Annotated in this window: 21 protein-coding genes; 12 read left to right on the top strand and 9 right to left on the bottom strand. The window is 68.1% G+C overall.

Annotated features, from left to right (window positions below):
• Positions 1-34 precede the first annotated feature (34 nt).
• The 4 genes from OVA31_RS12920 to OVA31_RS12905 form a co-directional block, all read right to left on the bottom strand.
• The gene (locus OVA31_RS12920; protein WP_267627059.1) at positions 35-922 is read right to left on the bottom strand and encodes an alpha/beta fold hydrolase; all 888 of its coding nucleotides are present in this window, start codon (positions 920-922) and stop codon (positions 35-37) included.
• A 37-nt stretch (positions 923-959) separates the two neighbouring features.
• A complete protein-coding gene (gene nadB / locus OVA31_RS12915) occupies positions 960-2,600 on the bottom strand; it encodes an L-aspartate oxidase (RefSeq protein ID WP_267627058.1) in 1,641 nt (546 codons plus the stop codon).
• Positions 2,601-2,708: 108 nt separating this feature from the next.
• Positions 2,709-4,787 carry a copper-translocating P-type ATPase gene (locus OVA31_RS12910; protein ID WP_420714022.1) on the bottom strand — a complete coding sequence of 693 codons (2,079 nt, stop codon included), beginning with the start codon at positions 4,785-4,787 and terminating at the stop codon, positions 2,709-2,711.
• A 202-nt stretch (positions 4,788-4,989) separates the two neighbouring features.
• Complete coding sequence (locus OVA31_RS12905; protein WP_267627057.1) at positions 4,990-6,033, bottom strand: NAD(P)-dependent alcohol dehydrogenase; 1,044 nt, start codon at positions 6,031-6,033, stop codon at positions 4,990-4,992.
• 274 nt (positions 6,034-6,307) lie between these two features.
• Here OVA31_RS12905 and OVA31_RS12900 point away from each other — a divergent pair, with 274 nt between their 5' ends.
• The 5 genes from OVA31_RS12900 (at position 6,308) to OVA31_RS12880 (ending at position 11,993) form a co-directional block, all read left to right on the top strand.
• A complete protein-coding gene (locus tag OVA31_RS12900; RefSeq protein WP_267627056.1) occupies positions 6,308-7,243 on the top strand; it encodes a metal ABC transporter substrate-binding protein in 936 nt (311 codons plus the stop codon).
• Positions 7,230-8,090 (top strand): metal ABC transporter ATP-binding protein, encoded by an 861-nt coding sequence (locus tag OVA31_RS12895; protein WP_267627055.1) that lies wholly within the window; start codon positions 7,230-7,232, stop codon positions 8,088-8,090. The genes OVA31_RS12900 and OVA31_RS12895 overlap by 14 nt, the downstream gene beginning before the upstream one ends.
• Positions 8,087-8,947, top strand: coding sequence for a metal ABC transporter permease (locus tag OVA31_RS12890; RefSeq protein ID WP_267627054.1), 861 nt, complete (start codon positions 8,087-8,089; stop codon positions 8,945-8,947). The genes OVA31_RS12895 and OVA31_RS12890 overlap by 4 nt, the downstream gene beginning before the upstream one ends.
• 56 nt (positions 8,948-9,003) lie before the next feature.
• Positions 9,004-10,377, top strand: a complete 1,374-nt coding sequence (locus OVA31_RS12885; protein WP_420714020.1) for an ABC1 kinase family protein — start codon at positions 9,004-9,006, stop codon at positions 10,375-10,377.
• A gap of 125 nt (positions 10,378-10,502) precedes the next feature.
• On the top strand, positions 10,503-11,993 hold the full coding sequence (locus OVA31_RS12880; protein ID WP_267627053.1) for a DUF3068 domain-containing protein: 1,491 nt from the start codon (positions 10,503-10,505) through the stop codon (positions 11,991-11,993).
• 394 nt (positions 11,994-12,387) lie between these two features.
• Here OVA31_RS12880 and OVA31_RS12875 read toward each other — a convergent pair whose 3' ends face one another.
• Positions 12,388-13,344 (bottom strand): alpha/beta hydrolase, encoded by a 957-nt coding sequence (locus tag OVA31_RS12875; protein WP_267627052.1) that lies wholly within the window; start codon positions 13,342-13,344, stop codon positions 12,388-12,390.
• Between the two features lie 362 nt (positions 13,345-13,706).
• On the opposite strand from OVA31_RS12875, the gene OVA31_RS12870 reads away from it, so the two are divergent.
• From OVA31_RS12870 to OVA31_RS12845, 6 genes are all read left to right on the top strand, one after another.
• The gene (locus tag OVA31_RS12870; RefSeq protein WP_267627051.1) at positions 13,707-15,194 is read left to right on the top strand and encodes an amidase; all 1,488 of its coding nucleotides are present in this window, start codon (positions 13,707-13,709) and stop codon (positions 15,192-15,194) included.
• A 90-nt stretch (positions 15,195-15,284) separates the two neighbouring features.
• Positions 15,285-16,946, top strand: coding sequence for an FAD-binding dehydrogenase (locus OVA31_RS12865; protein WP_267627050.1), 1,662 nt, complete (start codon positions 15,285-15,287; stop codon positions 16,944-16,946).
• Between the two features lie 93 nt (positions 16,947-17,039).
• On the top strand, positions 17,040-18,074 hold the full coding sequence (locus OVA31_RS12860; RefSeq protein ID WP_267627049.1) for a Dyp-type peroxidase: 1,035 nt from the start codon (positions 17,040-17,042) through the stop codon (positions 18,072-18,074).
• A 43-nt stretch (positions 18,075-18,117) separates the two neighbouring features.
• Positions 18,118-18,927: a family 1 encapsulin nanocompartment shell protein gene (locus OVA31_RS12855; protein WP_164308118.1), complete on the top strand. Its 810-nt coding sequence runs from the start codon at positions 18,118-18,120 to the stop codon at positions 18,925-18,927.
• A gap of 93 nt (positions 18,928-19,020) precedes the next feature.
• Positions 19,021-20,754 (top strand): ABC transporter ATP-binding protein, encoded by a 1,734-nt coding sequence (locus tag OVA31_RS12850; protein ID WP_267627048.1) that lies wholly within the window; start codon positions 19,021-19,023, stop codon positions 20,752-20,754.
• Positions 20,751-22,691: an ABC transporter ATP-binding protein gene (locus OVA31_RS12845; RefSeq protein ID WP_267627047.1), complete on the top strand. Its 1,941-nt coding sequence runs from the start codon at positions 20,751-20,753 to the stop codon at positions 22,689-22,691. Before OVA31_RS12850 ends, OVA31_RS12845 begins: the two co-directional genes overlap by 4 nt.
• A 48-nt stretch (positions 22,692-22,739) precedes the next feature.
• On the opposite strand, the gene OVA31_RS12840 is transcribed toward OVA31_RS12845, so the two are convergent.
• The gene (locus tag OVA31_RS12840; protein WP_267631505.1) at positions 22,740-23,366 is read right to left on the bottom strand and encodes a hypothetical protein; all 627 of its coding nucleotides are present in this window, start codon (positions 23,364-23,366) and stop codon (positions 22,740-22,742) included.
• 89 nt (positions 23,367-23,455) lie between these two features.
• Between OVA31_RS12840 and OVA31_RS12835 the strand changes: the two genes are divergently transcribed.
• Positions 23,456-24,025 (top strand): YdeI/OmpD-associated family protein, encoded by a 570-nt coding sequence (locus OVA31_RS12835; protein WP_267627046.1) that lies wholly within the window; start codon positions 23,456-23,458, stop codon positions 24,023-24,025.
• Positions 24,026-24,164: 139 nt separating this feature from the next.
• Here the strand turns inward: OVA31_RS12835 and OVA31_RS12830 are convergent, their stop codons facing one another.
• The 3 genes from OVA31_RS12830 to OVA31_RS12820 are packed head-to-tail and all read right to left on the bottom strand — an operon-like array spanning position 24,165 to position 26,521.
• Positions 24,165-24,956: an SDR family oxidoreductase gene (locus OVA31_RS12830; RefSeq protein WP_267627045.1), complete on the bottom strand. Its 792-nt coding sequence runs from the start codon at positions 24,954-24,956 to the stop codon at positions 24,165-24,167.
• Between the two features lie 54 nt (positions 24,957-25,010).
• Positions 25,011-26,057, bottom strand: a complete 1,047-nt coding sequence (locus tag OVA31_RS12825) for an aldo/keto reductase (protein WP_267627044.1) — start codon at positions 26,055-26,057, stop codon at positions 25,011-25,013.
• Positions 26,054-26,521 carry a MerR family transcriptional regulator gene (locus OVA31_RS12820; protein WP_267627043.1) on the bottom strand — a complete coding sequence of 156 codons (468 nt, stop codon included), beginning with the start codon at positions 26,519-26,521 and terminating at the stop codon, positions 26,054-26,056. The genes OVA31_RS12825 and OVA31_RS12820 overlap by 4 nt, the downstream gene beginning before the upstream one ends.
• Positions 26,522-26,581 lie beyond the last annotated feature (60 nt).

Genomic DNA, 26,581 nt, shown 5'->3' with positions numbered 1-26,581 from the left:
GACGACCGGTGTGCCCCGGGGCACCGACCCCGGTTCACGAACCGAGGAAGCCGACGACGCGGCGATGTACCCGATCGCGCTGATCCAGATGGACGAAGTGGCCCGCGTGATCGATCCGGGCGACCTCACTGCCCGTCGGCAGCAACTCGGCCAATCCGTCGGTGAAATCCACCTGCATGCACCCGTCCAGCGCGCCGTGCAGGTAGAGCAGCGGTGTCCGGGGTGGCCGCAGCCAATCCGAGGCGTGGTCGGCATACCGGGCGTCGACACGAGGTCGCAGCATGGCCCGGTAATACCCGAGGACCGCGGATCCGTGTGCGCGGTTCGGCACCGTGGCCAGGGCGTTGTCGATGTCGTCGACGTCCGGGGACGGCCCCCACCGCCGCCAGAGGGTCGGGATGAGCCACCCGAGAACCCGCTCCGGGAGGAACGGGATCTGGTTGAAACCGATGTACCAGCTCATCGCCATCTGTTGTGGGATGAGACGCAACCGCGCACGCACCGACGTCCCCGCCTGCCGCATGGCGGCGATCGGCGGCACCACGACCGCGACGACGCGCCGGAACGGGTGGTCGTCGCGGGCGAGGATCGCGTGTGCGGTGAGCGCGCCCCAGTCGTGTCCGATCAGGACCGCCCGATCGTCGCCGTCGAGCTCGCGGTGCAGCGCGAGGACGTCGTGGGCGAGGGCCGCCACGTGGTAGTCGCCGTCGGCCGGGATCTCCGACGGGGAGTACCCGCGGGTGAACGGTGCGACCACCCGATAGCCGGCCGCTGCGAGCTCGGGAGCGAGGTGTCGCCACGTCCACGCGGAATCCGGGAAACCGTGCAGGCAGATGGCGAGCGGCGCGCCGGGCTCACCCCAGGTGAGGGCATGCAGACGGATGTGGCCGAGGTCGACGATGACTCGTCCGGGCGCGGTCATGGTCGCCGACGTTACCGCGCCCGGGCGCGCCGACGGGTCAGGGCACCAACGCGTGGATGTCGGTGATGGTCTCGCTGCCGTCGCACTCGGTGAGCTCACCATCGAGCCAACCGAAACACCGTGTCCGCGCCTGCGGGTCGGTGTACGGATGGTCGATCCGCGTGTGCGCGCCGCGCGATTCCGTGCGCGCTCGCGCCGCCTCCACGACGACCTTGGCGGTCAGCGTCAGCGCGGCGTCTTCGATGTCGGCGTCGGTGACCGCGGCGCGGTCCGGGATTCGGCTCAGCGCCGTGGCGATCCGGGCAAGGCCGTCGGCGTCCCGGCGCAGCGCGACGGATCGGGACATACTGTCCTGCAGCTCTTTCCGTGGCATCGTCGGGTGCATCGCCGGCATCACGTCGGCGCCCTCACCGACCCGTCTGCCTCGACGGCCGACGGCCACCGCGGCGGCTCGGCGGCCCATGACCAGTCCCTCCAGCAAGCTGTTCGACGCCAGCCGGTTTCCGCCGTGCAGCCCGGTCCGGGCGACCTCACCCGCGGCCAGCAGACCGGGCACGGCCGTCCGGCCGTCGACGTCGGTGAGCACGCCGCCGCACTGATAGTGCGCACCCGGCACCACGGGGATCAGCCCCGCGGCCACGTCGAGTCCGGCGTCGGCGACGCCCGCGGTCACCGTGGGGAATCGCTTCGGGAAGTCGGCGATCGACCGGACGTCGAGGTACACGCACGGGTGCCCGGAATCGGCGATCCTCGCCTCGACGGCATCGGCGACCACGTCGCGCGGCGCGAGATCACCCATCGGATGCACCCCGGCGGTCACCGGGTCGCCATCGACGTCCACCAGACGGCCGCCCTCACCACGCACGGCCTCGCTGATCAGCGTGCGCCGACCACGCGCACCCTCGACGAACAGCATGGTCGGATGGAACTGGATGAACTCCATGTCCGCGACGACGGCCCCGGCCCGCAACGCGAGAGCGATGCCGTCGGCGGTCGCGCCGGACGGATTGGTGGTGGCGGCATAGAGGTGACCGCTGCCACCGGTGGCGAGCAGGACGGTCGGCGCATGGACGACACGTTCGCGCCCCCGCTGCCGGTAGGCGACACCGACCGTCTGACCGTCGGCACGCAGGATCGCAGTGGCGACCGCGTCGTCGTGGCTGCTGATGGCCAGGGATCGGGAGGCGGCCCGCAGCCTGCCCACCAGCGCGCGCTGAACGTGGGCACCCGTCGCGTCGCCGCCGGCGTGGATGATGCGGCGCACCGAGTGGCCACCTTCACGGGTTCGCAGCAGGTCTCCCCCGGGCCCCCGATCGAACTCGGCACCCCAGCTGATCAGACCGGACACCGCAGACCATCCGTCGTCGAGGATGGGTCGGGCGATCCGCGAATCCGTCAGGCCCGCCCCGGCACCAAGCGTGTCCGCGAGATGGAGGTCGACCGAGTCCGTCGGATCACCGGGCTCGACGACGGCGATCCCACCCTGCGCATAGAAAGTCGAGGTCGCCTGTTCGGCCCGATCGGGATGCCATGCGGGCCCCTTGGTCAAAATCACCACGCGCAATCCCGCCTCGGCTGCCCGCAGGGCGGCGGTCAGTCCGGCCACCCCGGCGCCGACCACGACGAAGTCGGCACGCGTCTCGTCGCGCTGGTCACGGCTCATCTCGTTCTGTGCCATCTCGCACCTCCCGCGGGGGAACGTCGATGTGAGGATCAACCACGCCGACCTGTTTTCGATTCCCAGTCGAAAACCATACGCCTCCCCGTGCACCGAGGGGACCCGCCGTCAGTGCACCGACAGATCCGCCCGACGGAGCAGTTGCGCGTTGAGCGCGACGACCACGGTCGAGACCGACATCAGGATCGCGCCGACGGCCATCGGCAACACGAAGCCGACCGGCGCCAGCACACCGGCCGCGAGCGGGACGGCGAGCAGGTTGTAGCCGGCCGCCCACCAGAGGTTCTGCCGCATCTTGCGGTACGCCTGCCCGGACAGGACCATCGCCGAGACCACGGTCCGCGGATCGTCGCCGGCCAGCACCACCCCGGCCGACCCGATCGCGACATCGGTGCCGTCACCGATCGCGACACCGACATCTGCACGCGCGAGGGCCGGAGCATCGTTGACGCCGTCACCGACCATCACCACGGTGTTCCCCTCGGCCTGCAGGTCAGCAACGATGGACTCCTTGTCCTCGGGACGGACGCCCGCGTAGACACGGTCGATACCGAGTTCGGCCGCCACCCGCGTGGCCACGTCGTGCGCGTCCCCGGTGGCCATCACGGAGGTCACGCCACGATCGGCGAGGGCGCGGATCGCGTCCGCCGATTCCGGGCGGATCGCGTCGCCCAGGGCGACCGCACCGATGACGACTCCGTCGTCGACGACGTAGAGCACGGTGTTTCCGCGGCCGGCCAGTCCCGCCGAGCCGTCCGGCGCCGACAGCCCGCGCTCGTCGAGGAGCCGCGGGCCCCCGACGGCGATCTCACGCCCGTCGACCTCGGCCCGCACCCCGACGGCGGGACTCGACGAGAAGTCCTGTGCCGCAGGGATGGTGACGCCACGGTCGATGGCGGCCCGGACGATCGCAGTCGCCAGCGGGTGCTCGCTGTCGGCTTCCGCGGCGGCCGCCACGGCCAGGATGCGGCCGGCCGACCGGCCTGCCGCGCCGACGACGTCGACCACCGCCGGCTCCCCCTTGGTGAGGGTGCCGGTCTTGTCGAACAGCACCACATCGGCCTGCCGCAAGGTCTCCAGCGCGATCCGGTCGGTCACCAGCACACCCATCGTGGCCGCGCGCTCGGTCGCGATCGCGACCACCAGCGGGATGGCGAGCCCGAGCGCGTGCGGGCAGGCGATGACGAGGACGGTGATGGTGCGGATCACCGCGTTGTCGGACTGCCCGACGGCGGTCCACACGATCGCCGTGATCAGGGCCGCCGCCAACGCGAACCAGAACAACCAGCCGGCGGCGCGATCGGCCAGTCGCTGCGCGCGGCTCGACGAGTTCTGCGCATCGGACACCAGACGCTGGATACCTGCCAACGCGGTGTCGTCACCGACCGCACCCACCCGGACCCGGATGGCGGTGTCGGCGCTGACCGTGCCCGCAACCACCCGATCACCGACCGTGCGGCTCACCAGGTTCGATTCGCCGGTGATCATCGACTCGTCGACTTCCGCTGTGCCCGAGACGATCTCACCGTCGGCGGGGATGCGCCCGCCGGGCCGCACGATGACCAGGTCGTCGATCCTCAGCTCGGCGGGCGACACCGTCTGCACCACGTCGCCGTCGAGGCGTTCGGCCTCGTCGGGCAGCAGGGCGGCGAGGGATTGCAGCGCCGAGGTCGTCTGCGATATCGACCGCATCTCGATCCAGTGACCGAGCAGCATGATCACGATCAGCAAGGCGAGTTCCCACCAGAAATCGAGTTCGTGGTGCAGCAGATCGAGTGTGGCCCCCCACGACGCCACGAAAGCCACACTGATGGCCAGCGCGATCAGAGTCATCATTCCCGGTGTCCGCGAACGTAGTTCGCTCACGGCACCGGTGAGGAACGGGCGTCCGCCCCAGACGAACATGATAGTGCCGAGGATCGGCGACACCCAGTTCAGCCACCCCCACGACGGCAACTCGTAGCCGATCAGGTCGGCGAACATCGGACTCGCGATCACCACCGGAACCGCGAGCACCGTCATGACCAGGAAGAGTCGCCGGAACATCGCGACGTGGTCGCCATGACCGCCATGCGCGCCATGGGCTCCACCCCCGGAATGGCTCTCGTGGGAATCCATGTGATGAGCGTGCAGGTCGGAGTCGCCCTCGGCGACCCCGACCGCGCTGTGGTCGAGGTTGTGGTCCATATGCCCGTTTTATACCCCTGGGGGGTATCCGTCAAGGAGGGTTCAACTGATGAGCACGGGGCACGGCAACACAAAAGCGCCCCATGAAACCGCCCTCACCAGAAGCTCCGTCGCAGATGGGTGCACGACGGGAGCCCGGTGGGCGGATTTCTGGGGCGCTTTTCGATCGGTCCGGTCGCCGTCCGCGACGGCCGGACAGGGATCAGAGAGTCGCCGTGTCGATCACGAAGCGGTAGCGCACATCGCTCGCGACCACCCGCTCGTAGGCCTCATTGATCTTGTCGGCACCGATCACCTCGATCTCCGCCCCGATGCCGTGCTCGGCGCAGAACTCCAGCATCTCCTGGGTCTCGGCGATGCCGCCGATCATCGACCCGGCAAAGCTGCGCCGGTTGGCCGTGACCGCGAAGGCCGGCACCTCGATGGGGTGTTCGGGGAGGCCGAGCTCCACGAGCGTGCCGTTGATGGCCAGCAGTCCGAGGTACTGCTTGATGTCCAGGTTGGCCGACACGGTGTTGATGATCAGGTCGAACTCGTTGCGCAGATTCTCGAAGGTGTCCGGGTCACTGGTGGCGTAGTAGTGGTCGGCACCGAGGCGCAGGCCGTCCTCCATCTTCTTGAGCGACTGCGAGAGCACGGTGACCTCGGCGCCCATCGCGTGCGCGATCTTGACGCCGACGTGACCCAGCCCGCCGAGTCCGATGATCGCGACCTTCTTGCCGGGGCCGGCCTGCCAGTGACGCAACGGCGAGTAGAGCGTGATGCCGGCGCACAGCAGAGGCGCGGCGACGTCGAGGTCGATGCCCTCGGGAATGCCGCACACATAGTTCTCGTCGACAACGATCCCGGTGCTGTAGCCACCGTGAGTGGGCTCGCCGTCGCGGCCGACGGCGTTGTAGGTGCCGGTCATCCCGCGTTCGCAGTACTGCTCCTCGCCGCGGCGGCAGGGCTCGCATTCGCGGCACGAGTCCACGAAACAGCCGACCCCGACGCGGTCCCCCACGCGATGGCGGGTGACGTCGGAGCCGACAGCCGAGACGGTCCCGGCGATCTCGTGGCCGGGGACCACCGGGAACGCGGTACGACCCCACTCGCTGCGCGCGGTGTGGATGTCGCTGTGGCAGATGCCGGCGTAGGCGATGTCGATCGCGACATCGTTCGCGCCGAGGTCACGGCGTTCGATGGTGGTGGGGCCGAGCGGCTGGTCGGCGGCGGTCGCGATGTAGGCGTTGACGGTGGTGGGCATGGAAGCTCCCTCGGTTCGACGTCGGATTCGCGGATCGGACTCCTGGGCCCGTGACTCCGCTGCGGGTCGCCCCGCACCCCGTCCAGTGTTCCGGAGAAGCGCCGGTCCGTGGGATACCGAGCGAATAGATCACATTCAGGAATATTCATGTGCGCATACGTCTCGTGCGAGACCACCAGGTCACCGGCGGGACTCGGCACGTATGTCAGATTGCGGGCACCCTATCAGGTTCGACTAACTTGCAAGTTCGGGTAGCCGAAATTAGAGTTGGTCCATGTCAGCGGCCCGCCGGATCACCGTCGCGACCCTTGTCGTGGTCGCCGTCGTGTGCTCGGCCTGCGAAACCCGTGATGTCCCGGACCGCCCGCAGGTCCTGGCCACGTTCACCGTCCTCGCGGACATCGCGCGCAACGTCGCGGGCGACCACGCCGACGTCAGCTCCCTGACCAAGTTCGGCGCCGAGATCCACGGGTACGAACCCACGCCCGGTGATCTACACAAAGCCTCTGACGCATCCCTCGTGGTGGTGAACGGCCTCCACCTCGACGACTGGTTCGAGCGATTCCTCTCCGACATCGACGTGCCGCGGATCGTCGCCTCCGACGGCATCGCGCCACTGCCGATCAGGGCGGACCCGGGCGGTTCTCCCGCCACCGGTAAACCCAACCCGCATGCCTGGATGTCCCCGCTCGAGGCAAAGACCTACGCCGACAACATCGCTCGCGGGCTGGCCCGGATCGATCCCGGGCACGCCGATGCCTATCGTGCCAACGCCGAACGCTATGACGCCCGCCTCGACGACGAGCGGGCTCGGCTGGTGACCGCCATCGATGCCCTGCCCGACAACGAGAGAGCGCTGGTCACCTGCGAGGGCGCGTTCAGCTACCTCGCGCGTGACACCGGACTCACCGAGCACTACATCTGGCCGGTGAACTCCGAACAGGAGGCCACCCCACAACAGATGCGGCGCACCGTCGACTTCGTCCGGGACCGCCACGTACCAGCGGTCTTCTGCGAATCGACCGTGAACAACGCGCCCATGCAGCAGGTTGCGCGGTCCACCGACGCCCGACTCGGCGGGACGCTCTACGTCGACTCGCTGTCCGAGCCCGACGGTCCGGTCCCCACCTACCTCGATCTGCTCCGGCACGACCTGACGACCATCATCGCCGGCCTCACCGGAAAGGACGCCGATCATGTCGTTCCCTGAACACCGCCCATCTCGGGACGTCGCATCCCGCAAGGGCGTACCACAGGACGAGTCGCGACCGCCCGCCATCGAACTCACCGACCTCACCGTCCGGTACGGAAGCGTCCTCGCCCTCGACAAGGTCTCGCTGACACTTCGACCAGGCCGGATCTGCGGATTGATCGGGATGAACGGCTCCGGCAAGTCGACGCTGTTCAAGTCGATCATGGGGCTCGTGCGCCCGTCGTCGGGAAGCGTGACGATCGCCGGCGGGACCCCGAATCGTGCACGGGCCCAAGGACTCGTCTCCTATGTTCCGCAGTCCGAGGACGTCGACTGGGACTTCCCCATCTCGGTACGCGAAGTCGCGATGACCGGCCGGTACGGACGACAGAACCTGTTCCGTCGGGCCTCCGCACGCGATCGGGCCGCCGTCGACGACGCGCTCGAACGCGTGGGACTCACCGAACTCGCCGACCGGCAGATCGGCAAACTCTCAGGCGGACAACGCAAACGCGCGTTCGTCGCGCGGGGAATCGCCCAGGGTGCGGACATCCTCCTGCTCGACGAGCCATTCGCCGGGGTCGACAAACGTTCGGAGCGAACGATTGTGGATCTCCTCGTGGCGGAATCCACTCGCGGTGCGACGATCCTGATCTCCACCCATGACCTGTCGACCCTGCCCTCGTTCGCCACCGAAGCCGTCCTGCTGATGCAACGTGTACTGGTGCACGACACTCCCGAGGAGGCCTTGCGCCCCGAGCAACTCGCACTCGCCTTCGGCGTCGACGTCCTGGGTCAACATCGCAGCGAGTCGTCGGCACCGCAACGTGATCCGAGCCACGACGGTTCCGGGGTGACACGATGATCGACTTCCTGGTCGAACCCTGGACCCTGTCCTTCATGCGCGACGCATTCCTCGCGAGCGGGGTCGCGGCCGCGGTGTGCGCACTGATCAGCTGCTGGATCGTCCTGATCGGCTGGTCGCTCATGGGCGACGCAGTCTCGCACGCGGTGCTGCCCGGCGTGGTGCTGTCGTACATCGTCGGGGTGCCGTTCGCGATCGGCGCGGTGATCTTCGGATTCCTCGCGGTCGCATTGATCGGGACCGTCCGCGACACGAGTCGGGTGAAGGAGGACGCCGCGATCGGCATCGTGTTCACCACCCTGTTCGCGCTCGGGCTGGTACTCGTCTCGGCAACGCCGAGTCAGACCGATCTGAACCACATCCTGTTCGGGAACGTCCTCGGCGTCTCGGGCGCGGACCGGTGGCAGTTGCTGATCCTCGCCGCGGTGGTCGCGACGGTGCTGGTGGTCAAGCGGCGGGATCTGACGCTCTACGCCTTCGATCCCGTCCACGCACACGCGATCGGGCTGTCCCGACGATGGCTCGGCGTCCTGCTGCTCGGTCTGCTCGCCCTCACCTGTGTGCTGGCGCTCCAGATCGTCGGCGTCATCCTCGTCGTCGCGATGCTGATCATCCCCGGAGCCTCGGCGCACCTGCTCACCGACAGGTTCGGTCACATGCTGCTGATCGCCCCGGCGATCGCCGTCGCGGCCACCCTCGTGGGCATCTACATCAGCTACGGTGCCGACGTCTCCCCGGGCGGAATGGTGGTGGTGACGCAGGGTGTGATGTTCACCTTGATCTATTTCTTCGCACCGCGGAACGGGCTCCTGACCAGGTGGATCGACAGCCGCCGGACGTCGATGACCGCCGCCTGAGGCGCCACGCCCCCGGTGCCGGGCACGCTCCGTCGTTACACTTGCCGATGGTGACGATGCAGAACTCCGCAGACGACGACCTACGCAGACAGCTGCCCACGGTGTCGCCGATCGCCGAGATCACCCGATTCGGCACGGCGACCGCCCACACGGCGGCGGGCGTCGGGCGCTTCGTGTTCCACACTCTCGGCGACGCCGTCCACGGTCGCCGCCCGACCGCGCAGCGCGTCGCCCATGAGATCCGGACCACGTTCGAACATCTCGGCCCCACCTACGTCAAACTCGGCCAGCTCATCGCATCGAGCCCCGGGGTGTTCAGCGACACGCTCTCGGCCGAGTTCGAATCGCTGCTCGACCGGGTTCGTCCCGCCGACCCCGCGGACATCCGGCGACTGTTCATCGAGGAGTTCGGCCGCGGCCCCGAGGAGGTCTTCGCGGCCTTCGACGTCGAGCCGATCGCGTCGGCCTCGATCGCCCAGGTCCATACCGCGACTCTGCACAGCGGCGAAGAGGTCGTGGTCAAGATCCAGCGCCCGGGAATCACCGAGCGTCTCGCACCCGACGTCGCCCTGCTCGAGCGATTCGCGGGGCTCGCGGAGATCTCCGAGTACGGCCGGATGCTGAGCGCCCGGCACGTCGTCGAGGACTTCGCCGACGGACTGTCGGCGGAACTCGACTTCCGCAACGAGGCGGACACGATGCGGGAGTGGTACGAGTGCCTGCGAGACGGCCCGTACGGCAGCCGCGTCCGGGTTCCGGAGGTCCACGACGAGTTCACCACCTCGCGAGTGCTCACGATGGAACGGGTCTACGCGATCCGCATCGACGACGCCGAGGCCGTCCGCGGCGCGGGCCATGACGGTGTCGCGCTGTGCCGCAATCTGCTGCTCTCCCTCCTCGAATCGGCGTTCCACGGTGGGCTCTTCCACGGCGATCTCCACGCAGGGAACGTGCTCGTCGACGCGAACGGCACGCTTGTCCTACTCGACTTCGGCATCGTCGGACGGTTCACCAAACGGACGAGACGGATTCTCCGGCAGCTCGTCGTCGACCTCATCGTGCGCGGCGACTACGAATCGGCCGGTCGCGCGATCTTCCTGCTGGGAGCCGTCCACAATCCGACGTCGTCGACGGCCAAGGGCGCCGAGGACATCAAACGGGTCGCGTTGCCGCTCTCGTCGACCGATCTCGGGTCGATGTCGTACGGGGATCTCGGACGTCAGCTGGCCGCGGTCGCCAAGGCACACGACGCCCGACTGCCGCGCGAACTCGTTCTCGTCGGCAAACAGCTCCTTTACGTCGAGAAATACATGAAACTGCTCGCACCCCGCTGGAAAGCCATGTCCGACAAAGAGATCTACGCATACATGGCCGGGATCATGAAAGAGGCCGAACGGGACAGGCGAGCTGATCGCAGCCAGTCGGGCTGACCGTCGGACGGCTCGGGGGAGGCGTATGGCACGGTCGTTGCCAGGAATGTCCGAGACCTCCGTCGGGTGACGGCACGGCGCCGCTACTGTTGTGACGTTGAGTCCGGAGTACAGGAGTGGAGAGAATGAGACGACTTTGGCTGGCGCTGCCGGCGTTCCTCGGCGCCGCATGCATCGCCGCTGCCATAGCCATACCGCTGTTCCTCGTACCGCAGCTGCGCGTGGTGCCACTCGACCTGGACATCACGTCGGTCGCCACCACGGTGCCCGAGGACGGATCCAGCGGTGACCGGTTCCCCGCCCAGGTCTTCGATCGCTGCTCGGTGAGTGAACGCAAGGCACGCGTGCTGGACGCCCATCTCACCCAGCAGCGCCGCTCGGTCATCGTCGACCCCTCGGACAAGCGCCAGGCGACCCTGCAGTCGGCGCAGACCGTCCAGATCGACCGGGTCCGCGATGCCGCGGGCAACGAAACCGATCCGTCGATGGCCGCCGCCGACGGCGAGCGCAAGTGCGACGACGGCCTGCTCACCGCGAACATCGACCGGGTGTCGGTGAATCGCAAGTCGTCGGTGCCGAACGGGACCGTCAGCTCGCTGCAACTCGAGGCCGCTCCCGAAGGGGTGAACCCGAAGGACGTCTCGGTCGACCTCCCCGATCGCAAGGGCTTCCAGTACAAGTTCGGCTTCGACGTCGGCAAGCGCGCGTATCTCTACTACGACACGAACACCCGTCAGGACATCCCGGTCAACTTCAAGGGCGAGAAGGACATCAACGGGGTCACGACCTACGAGTTCGTCGGCGACGTGCCGGAGACCGACGTCTCGGGCCTGCCCAACGCACAGGGTGAGGCGGCGCTGGGCACGATGCTGACCATGCCCGCGAGCTGGTGGGGCATCAGCGGACGCGGCGTGAAGCCGAACGACAAGATCACGATGCACCGCTACGCCACCGCGACCCGGCACGTGTTCGTCGAGCCGGAGACCGGCACCATCATCGACGGTCTCGAGGATCAGCATCAGTACTTCCGGTCGCCCGACCAGAGCTCCGACACCCCGGCGCCGGTGCGGGACTTCCGGATGGACGTGCTCAAGGCGCGATTCAAGTGGTCCGATCAGACGGTCAAGAACCAGGCCGAGAAGGCCGACCACTACAAGGGGCTGTTGACCCTCGGCGGCTTCTGGCTGCCGCTGATCCTCGGCATCGTCGGTGTGTTGCTGCTGGCCCTGTGGGGCTTCCTGATGTGGCGTGCGCGCCGCGATCGGGACGGCGACGACACCCCGCCCGCCGACGACACGGCCGCATGGGACGAACCCGACACCACGGCTAACACCGGTGCGGGACGACATGAGGTCGATCCGACGGTCCCGGCGGCGGGCGCCGCCGCGGCCGGGGCGGGCGCAGCCGGTTCCCTCGACCCATGGGACCGGCCCACCGAGCAGATCCCCCGAGTGGACACGCCTGCCGAGAATCCCGACGACGACACTGCGACGCAGACGTTCACACCGCCCCCGGCGGACGACGACTCCGCGACGCAGACGTTCCGGCCCACCGACGAGTTCGGCCCGTCGGACGACGACGACACCCAGCACTTCCGTCGTCCGCCGGGCGAGTAACCCGCCGTAGTTCCGCACAAGGCTCCCACCACACGCTCGTTACGAGCACGTGGTGGGAGCCTTGTTCGTTCGGCAGGCGCCTCCGCCATCGTCGCCCGCCCTGCCCCGCTCTGCCCCGTCTCGCCCTCGCCCCTCGCCCCTCGCCCCTCGCCCCTCGCCCCTCGCCCCTCGCCGATCGTGCGCAAAACCTCGCCGAGCGTGCGCAGATTCCCGCCGATCGTGCACGGTTCGCCGGGCGTGGACCCCCATTGCGCACGGTCAACGAGAAAGTGCGCACGATCGACGGGGTTCTGGGCACGGTCGGTACGAAAGTGCGCACGATCGGCACGACAACAAACGCGGCCGGTGACCCTCAGGTCACCGGCCGCGTCGGTCGGAATTCAGTCCGCAGCGATCAGAAGAACGCCGGGCGGAAGGTGCTGGCCCACGACTGCTTGAAGTCGCTCTCCCAGTAGTCCCACCAGTGGACGCCGTCCGGGGTGATGTGCGTGGTCAGCTTGACGCCGGGGACCACGGCCAGACGGCCGATGTAGAGCTGGCTGCTGGTCGACGCGGCGACCTCGAGCGGCACCATCTGCGCGAACTTGACCGGGTTGAAGTTGGCGCTGGCCGGATTGACCGAGGAGTCGTACTTGCTGCCGACCCCGGTGCCCGACGACACGTAGACGTGCTTGCCTGCGAGGTTGTTGGCGCTCAGGAACGGGTCGTTGGCGGCCCACTGACCGGCCGGCCAGATGCCCCACATGTTGATCGGGTTGCCGCCCATCTCGGCGACCGACGCCTGGATGCCCTGGTTGAAGCCCGGCAGGGTGACCGTCGGGTAGCCACTGTAGGAGGCGACCGCGCGGTAGAAACCGGGGTGGCGCGACGCGAGGTTCAGCGCCGAGGTGCCCGACATCGACAGACCGGCGATGCCGTTGCGGCGGTTGTCACTGTTGTGGCGACGCTGCATGTATGCGGGCAGCTCGCGGGTCAGGAAGGTCTCCCACCGGTTGAGGCCCAGCTTGGGATCGGTGCGCTCCCAGTCGGTGTAGAAGCTGCCGCCGCCGCCGAACGGGATCGCGACGTTGGTGCCCTTGCCGACCATGAAACGGTCGACGTCGGTGTTCTGCAGCCAGCCGCTGGTGTTGTTCGGGGCGCGCAGACCGTCGAGGACGTACAGCGTGGGCTTCGGGCCGCCACCGCCACCGTCGACGATGCGGACCGGGATGTTGCGGTGCATGGCCGCGGAGTAGACGTACTCGGTGTTACCGGCCGCCTGAGCCGTCGGTGCAGCAACCATGGTCACGCCCGTCGCGGCCACCACGGCCACAAGTCCGGCGACCAAGCGCTTACGGGCGCGTGTCAGCATTGATTTTGTCCTTATCGATCTTGACCACGAACTGGGCCACGTCATCTCACGGGGGTCATCTCACGGGATTCTATGGCTCGTCGGCCCTGCGCATACCCGTCGTGAGGCAGTGTAACGGCTCGATAACACACCGGCAAAGGCAAGGACGGACGCCGTGACCGGCGACAACCCGACATAACGTCCCGCCGGGTCGCGCCACCTGCGCAAACTCGAGCGGAATCGGCGGATGGATCGGATGCGTTAGTGGGACGGTCGTGCAGCGTTATCGCGCCGTTACGGCATTGCTCGATGAACGGTGATCATCACCGATTCGCCGCCGAGATCCTTCCGACCGGACACCCCCGCGCCGTAGTGTTTGCCCGGTGAACCTGAGCGAGTATCTCCGCCTCGACGCCACCTCCCTCGCCGACCTGGTCACCCGGGGTGAGGTCACCCCCGCCGAACTGCTCGCACTCGCCAGACAACGCGCCGACGCGGTGAATCCCCGACTCAACGCGATCGTCCGCCGGATGGACGAGGAGGCCGACGCGCGGGCGGCGGGACCCGACCTGTCGGGTCCGTTCGCGGGCGTGCCGTTCCTGATCAAGGATCTGGCCCAGGAGTACAAGGGCTACCCGACGTCGAGCGGCTCGCGCTCCCTGGCACGCCACATCGCCCCCGAACACTCCAATGTGGTGCGTCGGTTCCTCGACGCCGGGCTGGTGATCTTCGGCAAGACCAACACCCCCGAGTTCGGCGCGAAGGGCATCACCGAATCCGACTTCTGGGGTCCGGCCCGCAACCCCTGGAACACCGACCACACGCCGGGCGGTTCGTCCGGCGGTTCGGGCGCGGCGGTCGCCGCGGGCATCGTGCCCGCGGCCGGCGCCAACGATGGGGGCGGGTCGATCCGCATCCCGGCGGCCTGCAACGGACTCGTCGGACTCAAACCCACGCGCGGCCTGTCGCCGTTCGGCCCGGCCACCGGCGAGGCGATGTTCGGGATGGCGGTCCAGGGGGTCGTGTCGCGGACGGTGCGCGACGCCGCCGCCCTCTACGACGCCATCGTCGGGCCGACGCCCGGCTCGGTCTATCCGACCCCTACGCCGAGCACGCCGTTCGCCAGCCGGATCGCGGACCCGCCGTCACGGCTGCGGATCGGTTACTCGGTGTCGTCGGCGATCAATCCGAACCCGGATCCCGAGGCGGTCGCCGCCGTCGAACACGCCGCGAAGGTCCTCGACGAACTCGGCCATCACGTCGAGGAGGTCGCACCGCCCTACGACGACGCCGCGCTGGCCCGCGACTTCCTGACCGTCTGGTTCGCGGTGCTCGCAACCGAGGTCGACGAGACCCGGGCACTCACCGGCGCGACCGACCGTGACTTCGAGGCCGACACCCTCGCGATGGCGGAGCTCGGACGGTCCGCCGGTGCGGTCGCGGCGCTGAGCGCACTGAACAAGGTGAACGACTACGTGGTCTCGCTGGAGACGTTCCACCAGACCTACGACCACTTCCTCACGCCGACCCTCGCCACCCCGCCGCTGACGATCGGCGCCACCACCACGCCCCCGCCGCTGCAGGCCGCCTCCCGGGTGATCGCCAAACTGCACGCGGGAAACCTGCTGGCACGCACCGGAATCCTCGACGACCTCATCGAGCAGAGCCTCGGCTGGGTGCCCTACACCCAGCTCGCCAACCTGACCGGACGCCCGGCCATCAGCGTGCCGCTGCACTGGACGGTCGCGGGCCTGCCCCTCGGTGTGCAGTTCGTCGGCCGCCTCGGCGCCGACGGCGACCTGCTCGCGCTGGCCGCCCAGCTCGAACAGGCCGATCCCTGGGTGCATCGCTACGCCGACATCCGGCTCTGAGAGCGTCAGATGGTCACACAGGGGAAGTCGAGGTGCCCGTCGCATGGCGGGGGCTAGTCTCGACGTCATACGGATACGAGGGAGGGTGCGGTGAGCCAGCAGCAAGCCGATGCGGTGGTGGTCGGATCGGGGTTGGCCGGACTGGTCGCGACCTACGAGCTCACCCAGGCAGGCCGCAAGGTCATCGTCGTGGATCAGGAGAACCGCAACAACCTGGGCGGCCAGGCGTTCTGGTCGCTCGGTGGGCTGTTCCTGGTCGACACCCCCGAGCAGCGCCGGCTGGGCATCAAGGACTCGGCCGAACTCGCGTTACAGGACTGGATGGGGTCGGCAGGCTTCGACCGTGACGACGAGGATTTCTGGCCGCGGCAGTGGGCCCGCGCCTACGTCGACTTCGCCTCCTCGACAAAACGGCAGTACCTGCACGACCTGGGCCTACGGATCACCCCGGTCGTCGGATGGGCCGAACGCGGCGGCGGGTTCGCCGACGGCCACGGCAACTCGGTACCGCGCTTCCACCTCACCTGGGGCACCGGCCCAGAAGTGGTGCGCGTCTTCGCCGAACCGGTCCTCGAGGCCGAGAAGCGCGGCCTGGTGGAGTTCCGGTTCCGGCACCGGGTGGACGACATCCTCATCGAAGGTGACGCCGCCGTCGGCGTCACCGGATCGGTGCTGGCACCGACCGACCTCGACCGGGGCGTCGCATCGTCGCGAGACGTGGTCGACGACTTCGAGATCCGCGCGGGCGCTGTGATCGTCACCTCCGGGGGCATCGGGCACAACCATGATCTGATCCGCGAGAACTGGCCGACCGACCGCCTGGGCCCGGCCCCGAAGACGATGATCTCCGGTGTCCCGGCCCACGTCGACGGCCGCATGCTCGGCATCACCGAGTCCGCAGGGGCCAGCCTGGTCAACCGGGATCGTATGTGGCACTACACCGAAGGCATCCACAACTGGGATCCGATCTGGCCGGACCACGCCATCCGGATCATCCCGGGACCGTCGTCGCTGTGGTTGGACGCGAACGGAAATCGTTTGGCACCACCGAATTTCCCCGGCTTCGACACGAATTCGACGATGAAGGCGATCCTGTCCACCGGATACGACTACTCGTGGTTCATCCTGACCCAGAGCATCATCGAGAAGGAGTTCGCGCTCTCCGGCTCCGAGCAGAACCCCGACATCACCAACAAGGACCTCAAGTTCGCTGCCAAGAGCCGCCTCGCCAAGGGCGCCCCCGGGCCGGTGGACGCGTTCACCAAACACGGCGTCGATTTCGTGGTCAGCGACTCCCTGCCGGAACTGGTGGCCGGGATGAATGCGATCACGCGAGGCCCGAAGCTGGACCTGCAGCACGTAGAACGCGTGGTGTCGGCGCGCGACGCCGAAATGGACAACAAGTTCTCCAAAGACGCTCAGCTGATGGCGATCACGAACGCCCGACAGTACTTGGGCGACAAGCTCGTGCGGGTCGCCAAGCCGCACCGGATCCTCGACCCGGAGTTCGGGCCGCTGATCGCCGTGCGGCTGAACATCCTGACCCGCAAGACGTTGGGCGGTTTGGAGACCAATCTCGATTCACAGGTGATGCGCCCCGACGGCACCGCGTTCGACGGACTGTTCGCCGCCGGCGAGGTCGCCGGGTTCGGCGGCGGTGGTGTCCACGGCTACAACGCGCTCGAGGGGACCTTCCTCGGCGGGTGCATCTTCTCCGGCCGCGCCGCAGGCCGCGCGATCGCCCGCGGATGACCGTCGTCGTGGCCTAAAAGGTTTGCCTCGCCTCCCCATTCGGGGCGCGGGCGCTGCGCTCATGGCCGATCGACGGTCCGCTAGAGTGAACTGGTGCCGGTCCCGCAGACGATTCTGACACGCAAGACCAAGGCGGCCCTGTTCCTCGTCCTCACCATCGACGACGGCGGCGAGGGAGCGGTCCGCGACCTCTTGGCGGATCTCCCCACCCTGGCCCGCGCGGTCTCCTCCCGCGCCCCCGAGGCCTCGCTGTCGGCGATCGCCTCCGTCGGATCGCAGGCGTGGGGCCGCCTCTTCGACGGCCCCCGGCCCGGGTCCCTGCGTCCGTTTGTCACCTACGAGGGCGCGGTGCACACCGCACCCTCCACGCCCGGCGACATCCTGCTGCACATCAAGGCCGATCAGCTGGATCTCTGTTTCGAGGTCGGCCGCCTGGCCATTGATGCGCTCGGTGATGCGGTGACCGTCGTCGACGAGGTCCACGGCTTCCGCTACTTCGACCTGCGCGACCTCATCGGATTCGTCGACGGCACCGAGAACCCGGTCGGCCAGGCGGCCATCGACGCCATCACCGTCGGCGACGAGGACCCGGATTTCGCGGGCGGGAGTTACGTCGCGATACAGCGCTACGTCACCGACCTGGAGGCCTGGAACGGGCTGACCGTCGAGGACCAGGAAGCGGCGATCGGACGCACCAAGACCGACAACGTCGAGATGTCCGACGACGTGAAGCCGACCAACTCTCACATCGCGCTCAACGTGGTCGAGGACGACGACGGCGAGGAGATCGACGTCGTCCGCGACAACATGCCCTACGGCGACGTCTCGGCGGCCGGCGAGCGCGGCACCTTCTACATCGCCTACTCCGCGGGTCCGGACGTGACCGAGGAGATGCTGCGGAAGATGTTCATCGGCGATCCGCCCGGGAACTACGACCGACTCCTCGACTTCACCACCGCGGTGACCGGCGCACAGTTCTTCACGCCGACGATCGACTTCCTCGAGGACCTGCCGCCGGCCCCGGCGGAGCTCTCCGAACCGGACGAGCCCGCCACCACCGACGAGACGCCGGAACCCGCCGCCACCCGATCATCCGACCGTTCACTCGGCATCGGGTCCTTGCGTTGACCACCATCAGAACCCCGTACCTGCCCATCTCCAGGAGGCACCAATGAGCAATCTGCATCGCGAACTCGCACCGATATCCGAGGCCGCATGGGCCGAGATCGAGGAGGAGGCGACCCGCTCGTTCAAGCGCAACAGCGCAGCCCGCCGTCTCGTCGACGTCAAGGGCCCGCTCGGCAACGACGTCGCGTCGATCACGCTCGGGCATCGCACCAAGATCGATTCGCCCGCCGACGGCATCCTCGCCTTCGCCCGGCAGTCCCAGTCACTGGTGGAGCTGAAGGTGCCGTTCACGGTCACCCGCGAGGCCATCGACGACGTCGACCGCGGCTCCAAGGACTCCGATTGGGATCCCGTCCGCGACGCCGCCGCCGAACTCGCCCGCGCCGAGGACCGCGCGATCTTCGAGGGGTACCCGGCCGCCGGGATCAGCGGAATCCGCGCGACGGCGTCGGCCACGCCGATCGCGTTGCCCGCCGACGTGCGCGACTACCCGGAGGCCCTCGCCCAGGCGACCAGCGCACTGCGGCTCGCATCGGTCGAGGGTCCCTACTCGCTGGCGCTGTCGGCGGACGTCTACACGCTGGTCAACGAGACCTCGAACCACGGCGTCCCGATCCGCGACCACCTGCAGCGGCTCCTCGTCGCCGGCGGCGAGATCGTCTGGGCACCGGCGATCTCCGGTGCCTTCCTACTCAGCACGCGTGGCGGCGACTTCGAGCTGAACATCGGCCAGGACGTCTCCATCGGGTACGACTCGCACGACGGCGACACGGTGACCCTCTACTTCAAGGAGTCGTTCACCTACCTCACCTACACACCGGAAGCCGCGGTGCCGTTCACCTTTGCCGGCTGAGCGAGGTGGTCGGCGCCGCCCGGCGCCGGAGTCGGATATATCCGGTCGCAGGCCGTCGGTCGGAGTTGCTAGCGTCATCGGAGTGATCTCGTCATGTTGAGTCGGCTGATCCGCACGTATCTGTCGAACTATCCCCGGAACATGGTCGCCGTCGTCGCGCTGCAGCTCGTCGCGACCGCGGCGATGCTCTATCTGCCGACGCTGAACGCCGACATCATCGACGACGGCGTCGCGCGCGGCGACACCGACTACATCCTGCGCATCGGCGGCTGGATGCTCGTCATCTCCGTCGCCCAGGTGATCTGCACGATCGCCGCCCAGTACTTCGGTGCGCGCGCCGCGCTCGGCGTCGGCCGCGACATCCGCCACGACCTCCTGCACCGGGTGAACACCTTCTCGGCACGCGAGATCGGCGGATTCGGCGCGCCGTCGCTGATCACTCGGACCACCAACGACGTCCAGCAGGTGCAGTTGCTGGTGGTGATGAGCACGGCGATCCTGGTGATGGCCCCGATCATGTGCGTCGGCGGCATCGTCATGGGCATCCACGTCGCGCCCGGACTGTCGTGGGTGCTGGCGATCGCGGTCCCGATCCTCGGCATCACCATGGCATTGATCATCGGCCGGATGATCCCGGGATTCCGCGCCATGCAGGAACGCATCGACGCGGTCAACCGCGTGCTGCGCGAACAGATCACCGGCATCCGGGTGGTCCGTGCGTTCGTGCGCGAACGCCACGAGGTCCAGCGCTTCTCGGTCGCCAACGACCGCCTCGCCGACGCGACCCTGCGCGTCGGCCGCCTGATGGCCCTGATGTTCCCGGTCGTCATGCTCATCACCAACGTGACCATCGTCGCGATCATCTGGTTCGGTGGGCACGCGGTGTCCGACGGCACCGTCGAGATCGGTGCGCTCACCGCGATGATGAGCTACGCGATGCAGATCATGATGTCGGTGATGATGGCCTCGTTCCTGGCGATGATGGCGCCCCGCGCCACGGTCTGCGCCGAACGCATCTGCGAGGTCCTCGACACCGACACCTCGGTGAAACCGCCGACCGAGGCGATCGGGTTCGCCGGCGATCCCGCCACCGTGGAGTTCCGGGGCGCCGAATTCCGTTACCCGGGCGCCGACGATCCGGTGTTGCGCGACATCGCCTTCCGCGTGGAACCGGGCACCACGACCGCCATCGTCGGGTCGACCGGCTCCGGCAAGACCACGGTCCTCGGGCTCATCCCCCGCCTCATCGACGCCACCGACGGTGAGGTCCTCGTCGGTGGGACCGATGTCCGCCGACTCGACCCGGACGAACTCCGCTCGGTGGTCGGACTGGTACCCCAGCGGCCCTACCTCTTCTCCGGGACCATCGCGTCCAATCTCCGCCACGGAAAACCCGATGCCACCGACGACGAGATCTGGGCCGCACTGCGGATCGCCCAGGCCGAGGATTTCGTGTCGCGGATGCCCGACGGCCTCGAGACCACGGTCGCCCAGGGCGGCACCACCGTGTCCGGTGGCCAGCGCCAGCGACTCGCGATCGCCCGCGCACTGATCCGCAAACCCGCCGTCTACCTCTTCGACGACTCGTTCTCCGCCCTCGACCTGACCACCGACGCCCGGCTGCGTGCCGCGCTCCGTCCGGCCACCCGCGAGTCCGCGGTGATCGTGGTCGCGCAGCGGGTCTCGACCATCGTCGACGCCGACCAGATCGTCGTGCTCAATCGCGGCCGGGTGGTGGGGCTCGGTCGTCACGACGACCTCGTCGAGAGCTGCGAGACCTACGCCGAGATCGTCGAATCCCAGCTCGCGATCCAGGAGGCGTCATGACGCGCCCCGGCGGGCCGGCGCTCGCAGGCGCACCCGCGGAGAAGGCGCGGTCCTTCGGCCCGTCGGTGAAACGACTGGTCCGCCTGCTGCTCGCTTACCGGGCCTTCACCGTGACCGTGCTGGCGTCCATCGTCGTTTCGGTGATCCTCGCGGCGGTGGCACCCCGCGTACTCGGGAACGCCACCGACCTCGTGTTCGACGGGGTGATCGGTGCGACGCTGCCCGCCGGACTCACCAAGGACCAGGCGATCGCCGGCATGCGCGAGAGCGGCCAGAACACCTTCGCCGACATGGTGAGTTCGATGGATGTCACGCCGGGTGTCGGGGTCGACTTCTCCGCGGTCGGCCGGGTGCTGGTGATCGTGCTCATCCTGTATGTCGGGTCGTCGCTGCTGGCGTGGCTGGCCGCGTATCTGCTGAACATCGTCGTCGTCGGGACCATCCGGCACCTGCGCGCAGAGGTCGAGGAGAAGGTCCATCGGCTGCCGCTGCGCTACTACGACGCCTCGGCGCGTGGCGATCTGCTCAGCCGGGTCACCAACGACCTCGACAACCTCTCGCAGAGCCTGCAGCAGACCATCGCCCAGTTCCTCAACTCGGTGCTGACCGTGATCGCGCTGCTGGTGATGATGATCTGGATCTCGCCGCTGCTCGCGCTCATCGCGGTCGTGACGGTGCCGCTCGCGATCATCGCCACCACTCAGATCGCCAAGCGGTCCAAACCCCACTTCATCGCACAGTGGTCGTCGACCGGAGCGCTCAACGCGCAGGTCGAAGAGGCGTTCACCGGACACGAGCTGGTCAAGGCGTTCGGACGCCAGGACGAGATCGAGGCCACCTTCGACGACCGCAACGAACAGCTCTACGAATCGAGCTGGCGGGCCCAGTTCATCTCCGGGATCATCATGCCGACCATCATGTTCCTGGGGAACCTGAACTACGTCGCGATCGCCGTCGTCGGCGGCCTGCGCGTGGCGTCGGGCGCGCTGAGTCTCGGTGAGGTGCAGGCGTTCATCCAGTACTCACGTCAGTTCACACAGCCGCTCACGCAGATCGGGTCGATGTTCAACCTGATGCAGAGCGGCGTGGCCTCGGCCGAGCGGATCTTCGACGTCCTCGACGCCGAGGAGGAATCTGCCGATCCCACCGACCCGGAGTCGCCGACGCACGGCCACGGCCTGATCGCCTTCGAGGAGGTGTCGTTCCGCTACACCGACGACAAGCCGCTCATCGAGAACCTCTCGCTGGTGGCCCAGCCGGGTCACATGGTCGCGATCGTCGGGCCCACCGGTGCAGGCAAGACGACCCTGGTGAACCTCATCATGAGGTTCTACGACGTCGACGACGGCACCATCCGGGTCGATGGGGTCGACTCGCGACGGATGACCCGGGACGACCTGCGGGAGCGGACCGGCATGGTGCTGCAGGACTCGTGGCTGTTCGGCGGCACGATCTACGACAACATCGCCTACGGCGATCCGACGGCGTCGCGGTCGGAGGTCATGGAGGCGGCCGAACTCAGCCACGTCGATCACTTCGTGCGCACCCTCCCCGACGGTTACGACACCGTCCTCGACGAGGAGGGTGGCGGCGTGAGCGCCGGTGAGCGACAGCTGATCACCATCGCACGTGCGTTCCTGGCGAAGCCGACGATCCTCATCCTCGACGAGGCCACCAGCTCGGTGGACACCCGCACCGAACTGCTCATCCAGAAGGCCATGGCCAACCTCCGCACCGACCGCACGAGTTTCGTGATCGCACACCGTCTCTCGACGGTCCGCGACGCCGACGTGATCGTCGTGATGGAGGACGGGCGGATCGTCGAGCAGGGCAATCACGACCAACTGCTCGCGGCCCAGGGCGCCTACTGCCGGCTCTACAACTCGCAGTTCGCCGGCCCGGCTGAGGTCGAGGAAGAAGAGTCGGTCACCCCGTAGGACGTGTTCCGGGTAGGACGCGTTCCGGGTAGGACGTGTTCCGGGTAGTCAGTGTTCCCGACCGGGTTCGAGCGCGGCCGCGATCCGGCCCTCGAGTCTCTCGCTCGCGGCCGGCGGGACCGCGATGAGGCCGTCGAGTTCGGCGCGCGCCTTCCGATACGCGGCCTGACGCTCGGCCGGTGTCGCGGCACTGTCCGCGGCCACCGCCACCAGCCGGCGGGCGCGCTCGAGACGCTCCCGCTCGACCGGGGAGAAGTCGGCCTGCTTGCGGCGGCGGGCCTCGCGCTCGGCGGCGTCGAAGGCCGTCGCGTACTCGCCGACGGCATCGCGATACTCGGCGAAGACGGCGGGGTCGAGGAGCTCGCCGGGGTCGGCGGGGCGCAGGTCGTCTGCGCGCACCTTCGCCCGATGGAAGGCCAGGGTCAGCGGCTCACGCAGGTCGGTCATCATCGGATATTCGATGAGGGTGGCCAGATCGAGTTCGTAGCCGAACCAGCGGGCATCGACGTCGTCGTGCCGTGTCAGCACCTTGGCGATCGACGCCTTGCTGGTCTGGGTGATCCGCAGTTGCTCGGTGTGGGCCGACGCCCTGATCCGGGCCAGTTCGATCTTGTCCTTGCGACGCTTCTCGTTGTAGGCGGCCACGCGTGCGGCCCAGCCGCCCGCCACACCCATGATCGGGAACACCAGCCACCAGTGCTCACCGGCAAATGCGAAGACCTCACCCACTCCTCAACTGTACCGAGGTCACCTAGGCTTCTTCCATGGCAGACCCCGACGCCGAACACCTGCACCCCGGCTCCCTCGACGAGTGGCACAGCTGGCTGCGCGCGAACCACGACAAATCCGGCGGTGTCTGGTTTGTGTTCTGGCGCAAGGAGTCCGGAAACCAGCCCCTCGACTACGACGAGGTGGTCCGCGAGGCGCTCTGCTGGGGTTGGGTTGATGGCCACACCCGCACCATCGACGACGCACGGCGAGGCATGTGGTTCACGCGCCGCGGACGCAACAGCGCCTGGGCGGCGTCGAACAAGGCACGGGTCACGGACCTGATATCCCAGGACCGGATGCAGCCCGCAGGCCAGTCGGTGATCGACGACGCGAAGGCGCGCGGCCTGTGGACCCTGCTCGACGACGCCGAGGCACTCGTCGAGTCCCCCGAACTCGCGGCCGCGCTCGACGCCGTCCCGCAGGCCCGGGCGAACTGGGACGCCTTCCCGCCCAGCGCCCGCAAGTTCGGGTTGAGCCAGATCGCCTTCGCCAAACAACAGGCGACCAAGAGCAAACGCATCGCGACCATCGTCGAGAAGGCATCACGTAACGAACGGCCTTGAGCCCCTCCGCCGAAGGACTGATCGCGCGCCCCAGCACCGCCGGTCGAGTAGCCGCGGCCCACCCGCCGGTCGAGTAGCCGCGAACGTAGTGAGTGGCGTATCGAGACCCCCCGAGACCCGATACCGCCGCCCCCGCTACCTACAGATCCGGGATCGGCAGATCGAGATTGGGCGTGACGATGCCGCCGTCGACCTCGAGGATCTTGCCCGTGACATACGAACCCGCTGGCGAGGCGAGGTAGAGCGCCGCGGCCGCGACGTCCTCGGGATCACCGAGCCGCTGCAACGGGGTGGCCGCCTCGATCTCCGACCGCATCTTCTCGTCATCGGCGACGATGTCGAGCGCCGACGTCAGGATCGCGCCGGGAGCGATGCCGTTCACGCGAATCCTCGGGTTGAGGTCCATCGCGGCCAGCCGGGTGTACTGAGCGAGAGCGCCCTTCGCCGTGCCGTACGCGGCATACGCCCGCCCGGGCGACCGACCGACCATCGACGTGATGTTGATGACCGACCCGCCGTCGGCGTTGGCGAGCAGATGCGGCACCGCCGCGACCACCAGCGCGTGCGCATTGGAGACGTTGAAGTCGAACGCCTGCGAGAGATGCTTGGGCTTGGTGTCCATCAGCGGCCTCGGCAGCGCCCCGCCCACGTTGTTGACGACGATGTCGAGCCTGCCGAACTCGTCGACGGCGGCCTGCGCCAGCCCGGCCGCGGCGTCGAGGTCGCTGAGGTCGGCGGCCACCACCTTCGCCCGTCGGCCGACCTCGCGGATACGCGCGGCGACCTTGTCGAGTTCGCCTTCGTTGCGGGCGGAGATCACCAGGTCGGCGCCCGCCTCGGCGAACGCCACCGCGATGGCGGCACCGAGGCCACGTCCGGCGCCGGTCACCACGGCCACTTTGTCATCGATACGGAATCTGTCGAGAATCACCACCCGAGGATGCCACCGATCCCGCAAAACTGGAACACGTTCTAGAAGATCCGCCTATCCCGACCGTCCCGACACCCACTCCATATCCGGATACCGCTCCCCCGCCGGACGCAGCGCCGCCAGCCGATCGAGCTGATCCACCGACAACGACAGTTCGACCGCGCCGACGTTCTCGTCGAGATACCGGCGACGCTTGGTGCCGGGGATCGGGACGACGTCGTCGCCCTGTGCCAGCAACCACGCCAGCGCCACCTGACCCGCCGTTGCCCCGACCTCGCGGGCCACCGCGCGGACCTCGTCGACGAGCGAGAGGTTCTCGGTCAGGTTGTCACCCTGCCACCGAGGCAGAGTCTGGCGGAAGTCGTTGTCCGACAGCTCTGTCGGCGCCGTTCCGGTGAGCATGCCCCGGCCCAGCGGACTGTACGGCACGATCGCGGCACCGATCTCGCGGGCGGCGGGCACGTCCAGGTCCTCGATGTCACGACTGAACACCGACCACTCCGACTGCAACGCCGCGATCGGATGGACCGCGGCAGCACGACGCAGCGTCTCGGCGTTCGCCTCGGACAGTCCGAGCGCACGCACCTTGCCCGACGCCACCAGTTCCGACATCGCCTCCACCGTCTCCTCGATCGGGCGCGAGGAATCCACCCGGTGCAGGTAGTAGAGGTCGATGACGTCGGTGCCGAGACGGCGCAGCGACGCATCCACGGCCGCCCGCACGTACTCGCGAGAGCCGTTCACCTCACCGGTCGGATAGCCGGTCTCCGGATCGGTGATGATGCCGAACTTGGTGGCGAGGACCACCTCGTCGCGACGTTCCGCCAGCACCCGCGACAGGAGCTTCTCGTTGGCTCCGCCACGGCCGTACATGTCGGCGGTGTCGAGGAAGTTCACCCCGGTGTCGATCGCGTGATCGAGGGTCGCGAGCGCTTCGGTCTCATCGACCTCGCCGTAGGCGAAACTCATTCCCATACAACCCAACCCGATGGCCGAGACGTCCAGGTCGCCGATGCGTCGTCGGGCGATCCCGGTGTTGGTCGAAGCGGTGTTGTTCGCTGCGGGGTTGTTTGATGCGGGGTTGTTTGATGCGGGGCTCATGGCTGTGTCTTCCCTCCGTAGGTGGCGATCTTGTATTCGGTTGCGGCGAGCGACAATGTCAGCTCCGCGATCTGACGGCGCACCGTGTCACGGTGCTCGAGCAACATCTCCAGTCGCTCGTCGACCGTGTCGTCACCGCGGTCGACGAGTTCCACATAGTGCTGCAGGTCGCGGATGGCCATGCCCGACAACCTCATCCGCGTGAGAAACACGAGGCGCCGGACTGCCGCGGCGTCGTAGGTCCGGTTGCCGACGCCGTCACGCGGCACGTCCACGAGGCCGATGCGTTCGTAGTAGCGGAGGGTGTGCGCGGAGACGCCGAGCAGGTCCGCGGCCTCCGCGATCGTGAGGACGCCGTCGATCTCGTCGGCCTCCACCAGTTGATGGATGACCTCGACGGACAGCGGTCCGTCCTGTTCACCCAGCGCCGCGAGCGCCTTCTCCATCAGGTGATCTGTACTCATGGAGACGACGCTAGGCCTTCGAGCGCACTCCAACGCAAGGGCGAGCCGTCGACGGGCTCG

Origin of the sequence: Gordonia sp. SL306 (assembly GCF_026625785.1) — a bacterium.
Lineage (GTDB): Bacteria > Actinomycetota > Actinomycetes > Mycobacteriales > Mycobacteriaceae > Gordonia.
The sequence above is the reverse complement of the archived record's forward strand: the minus strand, read 5'-3'. Positions and strand labels throughout refer to the sequence as shown.

Coding starts and splice junctions, on each gene's coding strand:
- OVA31_RS12875 (WP_267627052.1), bottom strand. CDS start 13,344: ATGCTGACACGCGCCCGTAAGCGCTTGGTCGCCGGACTTGTGGCCGTG.
- OVA31_RS12895 (WP_267627055.1), top strand. CDS start 7,230: ATGTCGTTCCCTGAACACCGCCCATCTCGGGACGTCGCATCCCGCAAG.
- OVA31_RS12855 (WP_164308118.1), top strand. CDS start 18,118: ATGAGCAATCTGCATCGCGAACTCGCACCGATATCCGAGGCCGCATGG.
- OVA31_RS12825 (WP_267627044.1), bottom strand. CDS start 26,057: ATGAGCCCCGCATCAAACAACCCCGCATCAAACAACCCCGCAGCGAAC.
- OVA31_RS12890 (WP_267627054.1), top strand. CDS start 8,087: ATGATCGACTTCCTGGTCGAACCCTGGACCCTGTCCTTCATGCGCGAC.
- OVA31_RS12845 (WP_267627047.1), top strand. CDS start 20,751: ATGACGCGCCCCGGCGGGCCGGCGCTCGCAGGCGCACCCGCGGAGAAG.
- OVA31_RS12880 (WP_267627053.1), top strand. CDS start 10,503: ATGAGACGACTTTGGCTGGCGCTGCCGGCGTTCCTCGGCGCCGCATGC.
- OVA31_RS12900 (WP_267627056.1), top strand. CDS start 6,308: ATGTCAGCGGCCCGCCGGATCACCGTCGCGACCCTTGTCGTGGTCGCC.
- OVA31_RS12850 (WP_267627048.1), top strand. CDS start 19,021: ATGTTGAGTCGGCTGATCCGCACGTATCTGTCGAACTATCCCCGGAAC.
- OVA31_RS12920 (WP_267627059.1), bottom strand. CDS start 922: ATGACCGCGCCCGGACGAGTCATCGTCGACCTCGGCCACATCCGTCTG.
- OVA31_RS12820 (WP_267627043.1), bottom strand. CDS start 26,521: ATGAGTACAGATCACCTGATGGAGAAGGCGCTCGCGGCGCTGGGTGAA.
- OVA31_RS12910 (WP_420714022.1), bottom strand. CDS start 4,787: ATGGACCACAACCTCGACCACAGCGCGGTCGGGGTCGCCGAGGGCGAC.
- OVA31_RS12835 (WP_267627046.1), top strand. CDS start 23,456: ATGGCAGACCCCGACGCCGAACACCTGCACCCCGGCTCCCTCGACGAG.
- nadB (WP_267627058.1), bottom strand. CDS start 2,600: ATGGCACAGAACGAGATGAGCCGTGACCAGCGCGACGAGACGCGTGCC.
- OVA31_RS12905 (WP_267627057.1), bottom strand. CDS start 6,033: ATGCCCACCACCGTCAACGCCTACATCGCGACCGCCGCCGACCAGCCG.
- OVA31_RS12840 (WP_267631505.1), bottom strand. CDS start 23,366: ATGGGTGTGGCGGGCGGCTGGGCCGCACGCGTGGCCGCCTACAACGAG.
- OVA31_RS12885 (WP_420714020.1), top strand. CDS start 9,004: ATGCAGAACTCCGCAGACGACGACCTACGCAGACAGCTGCCCACGGTG.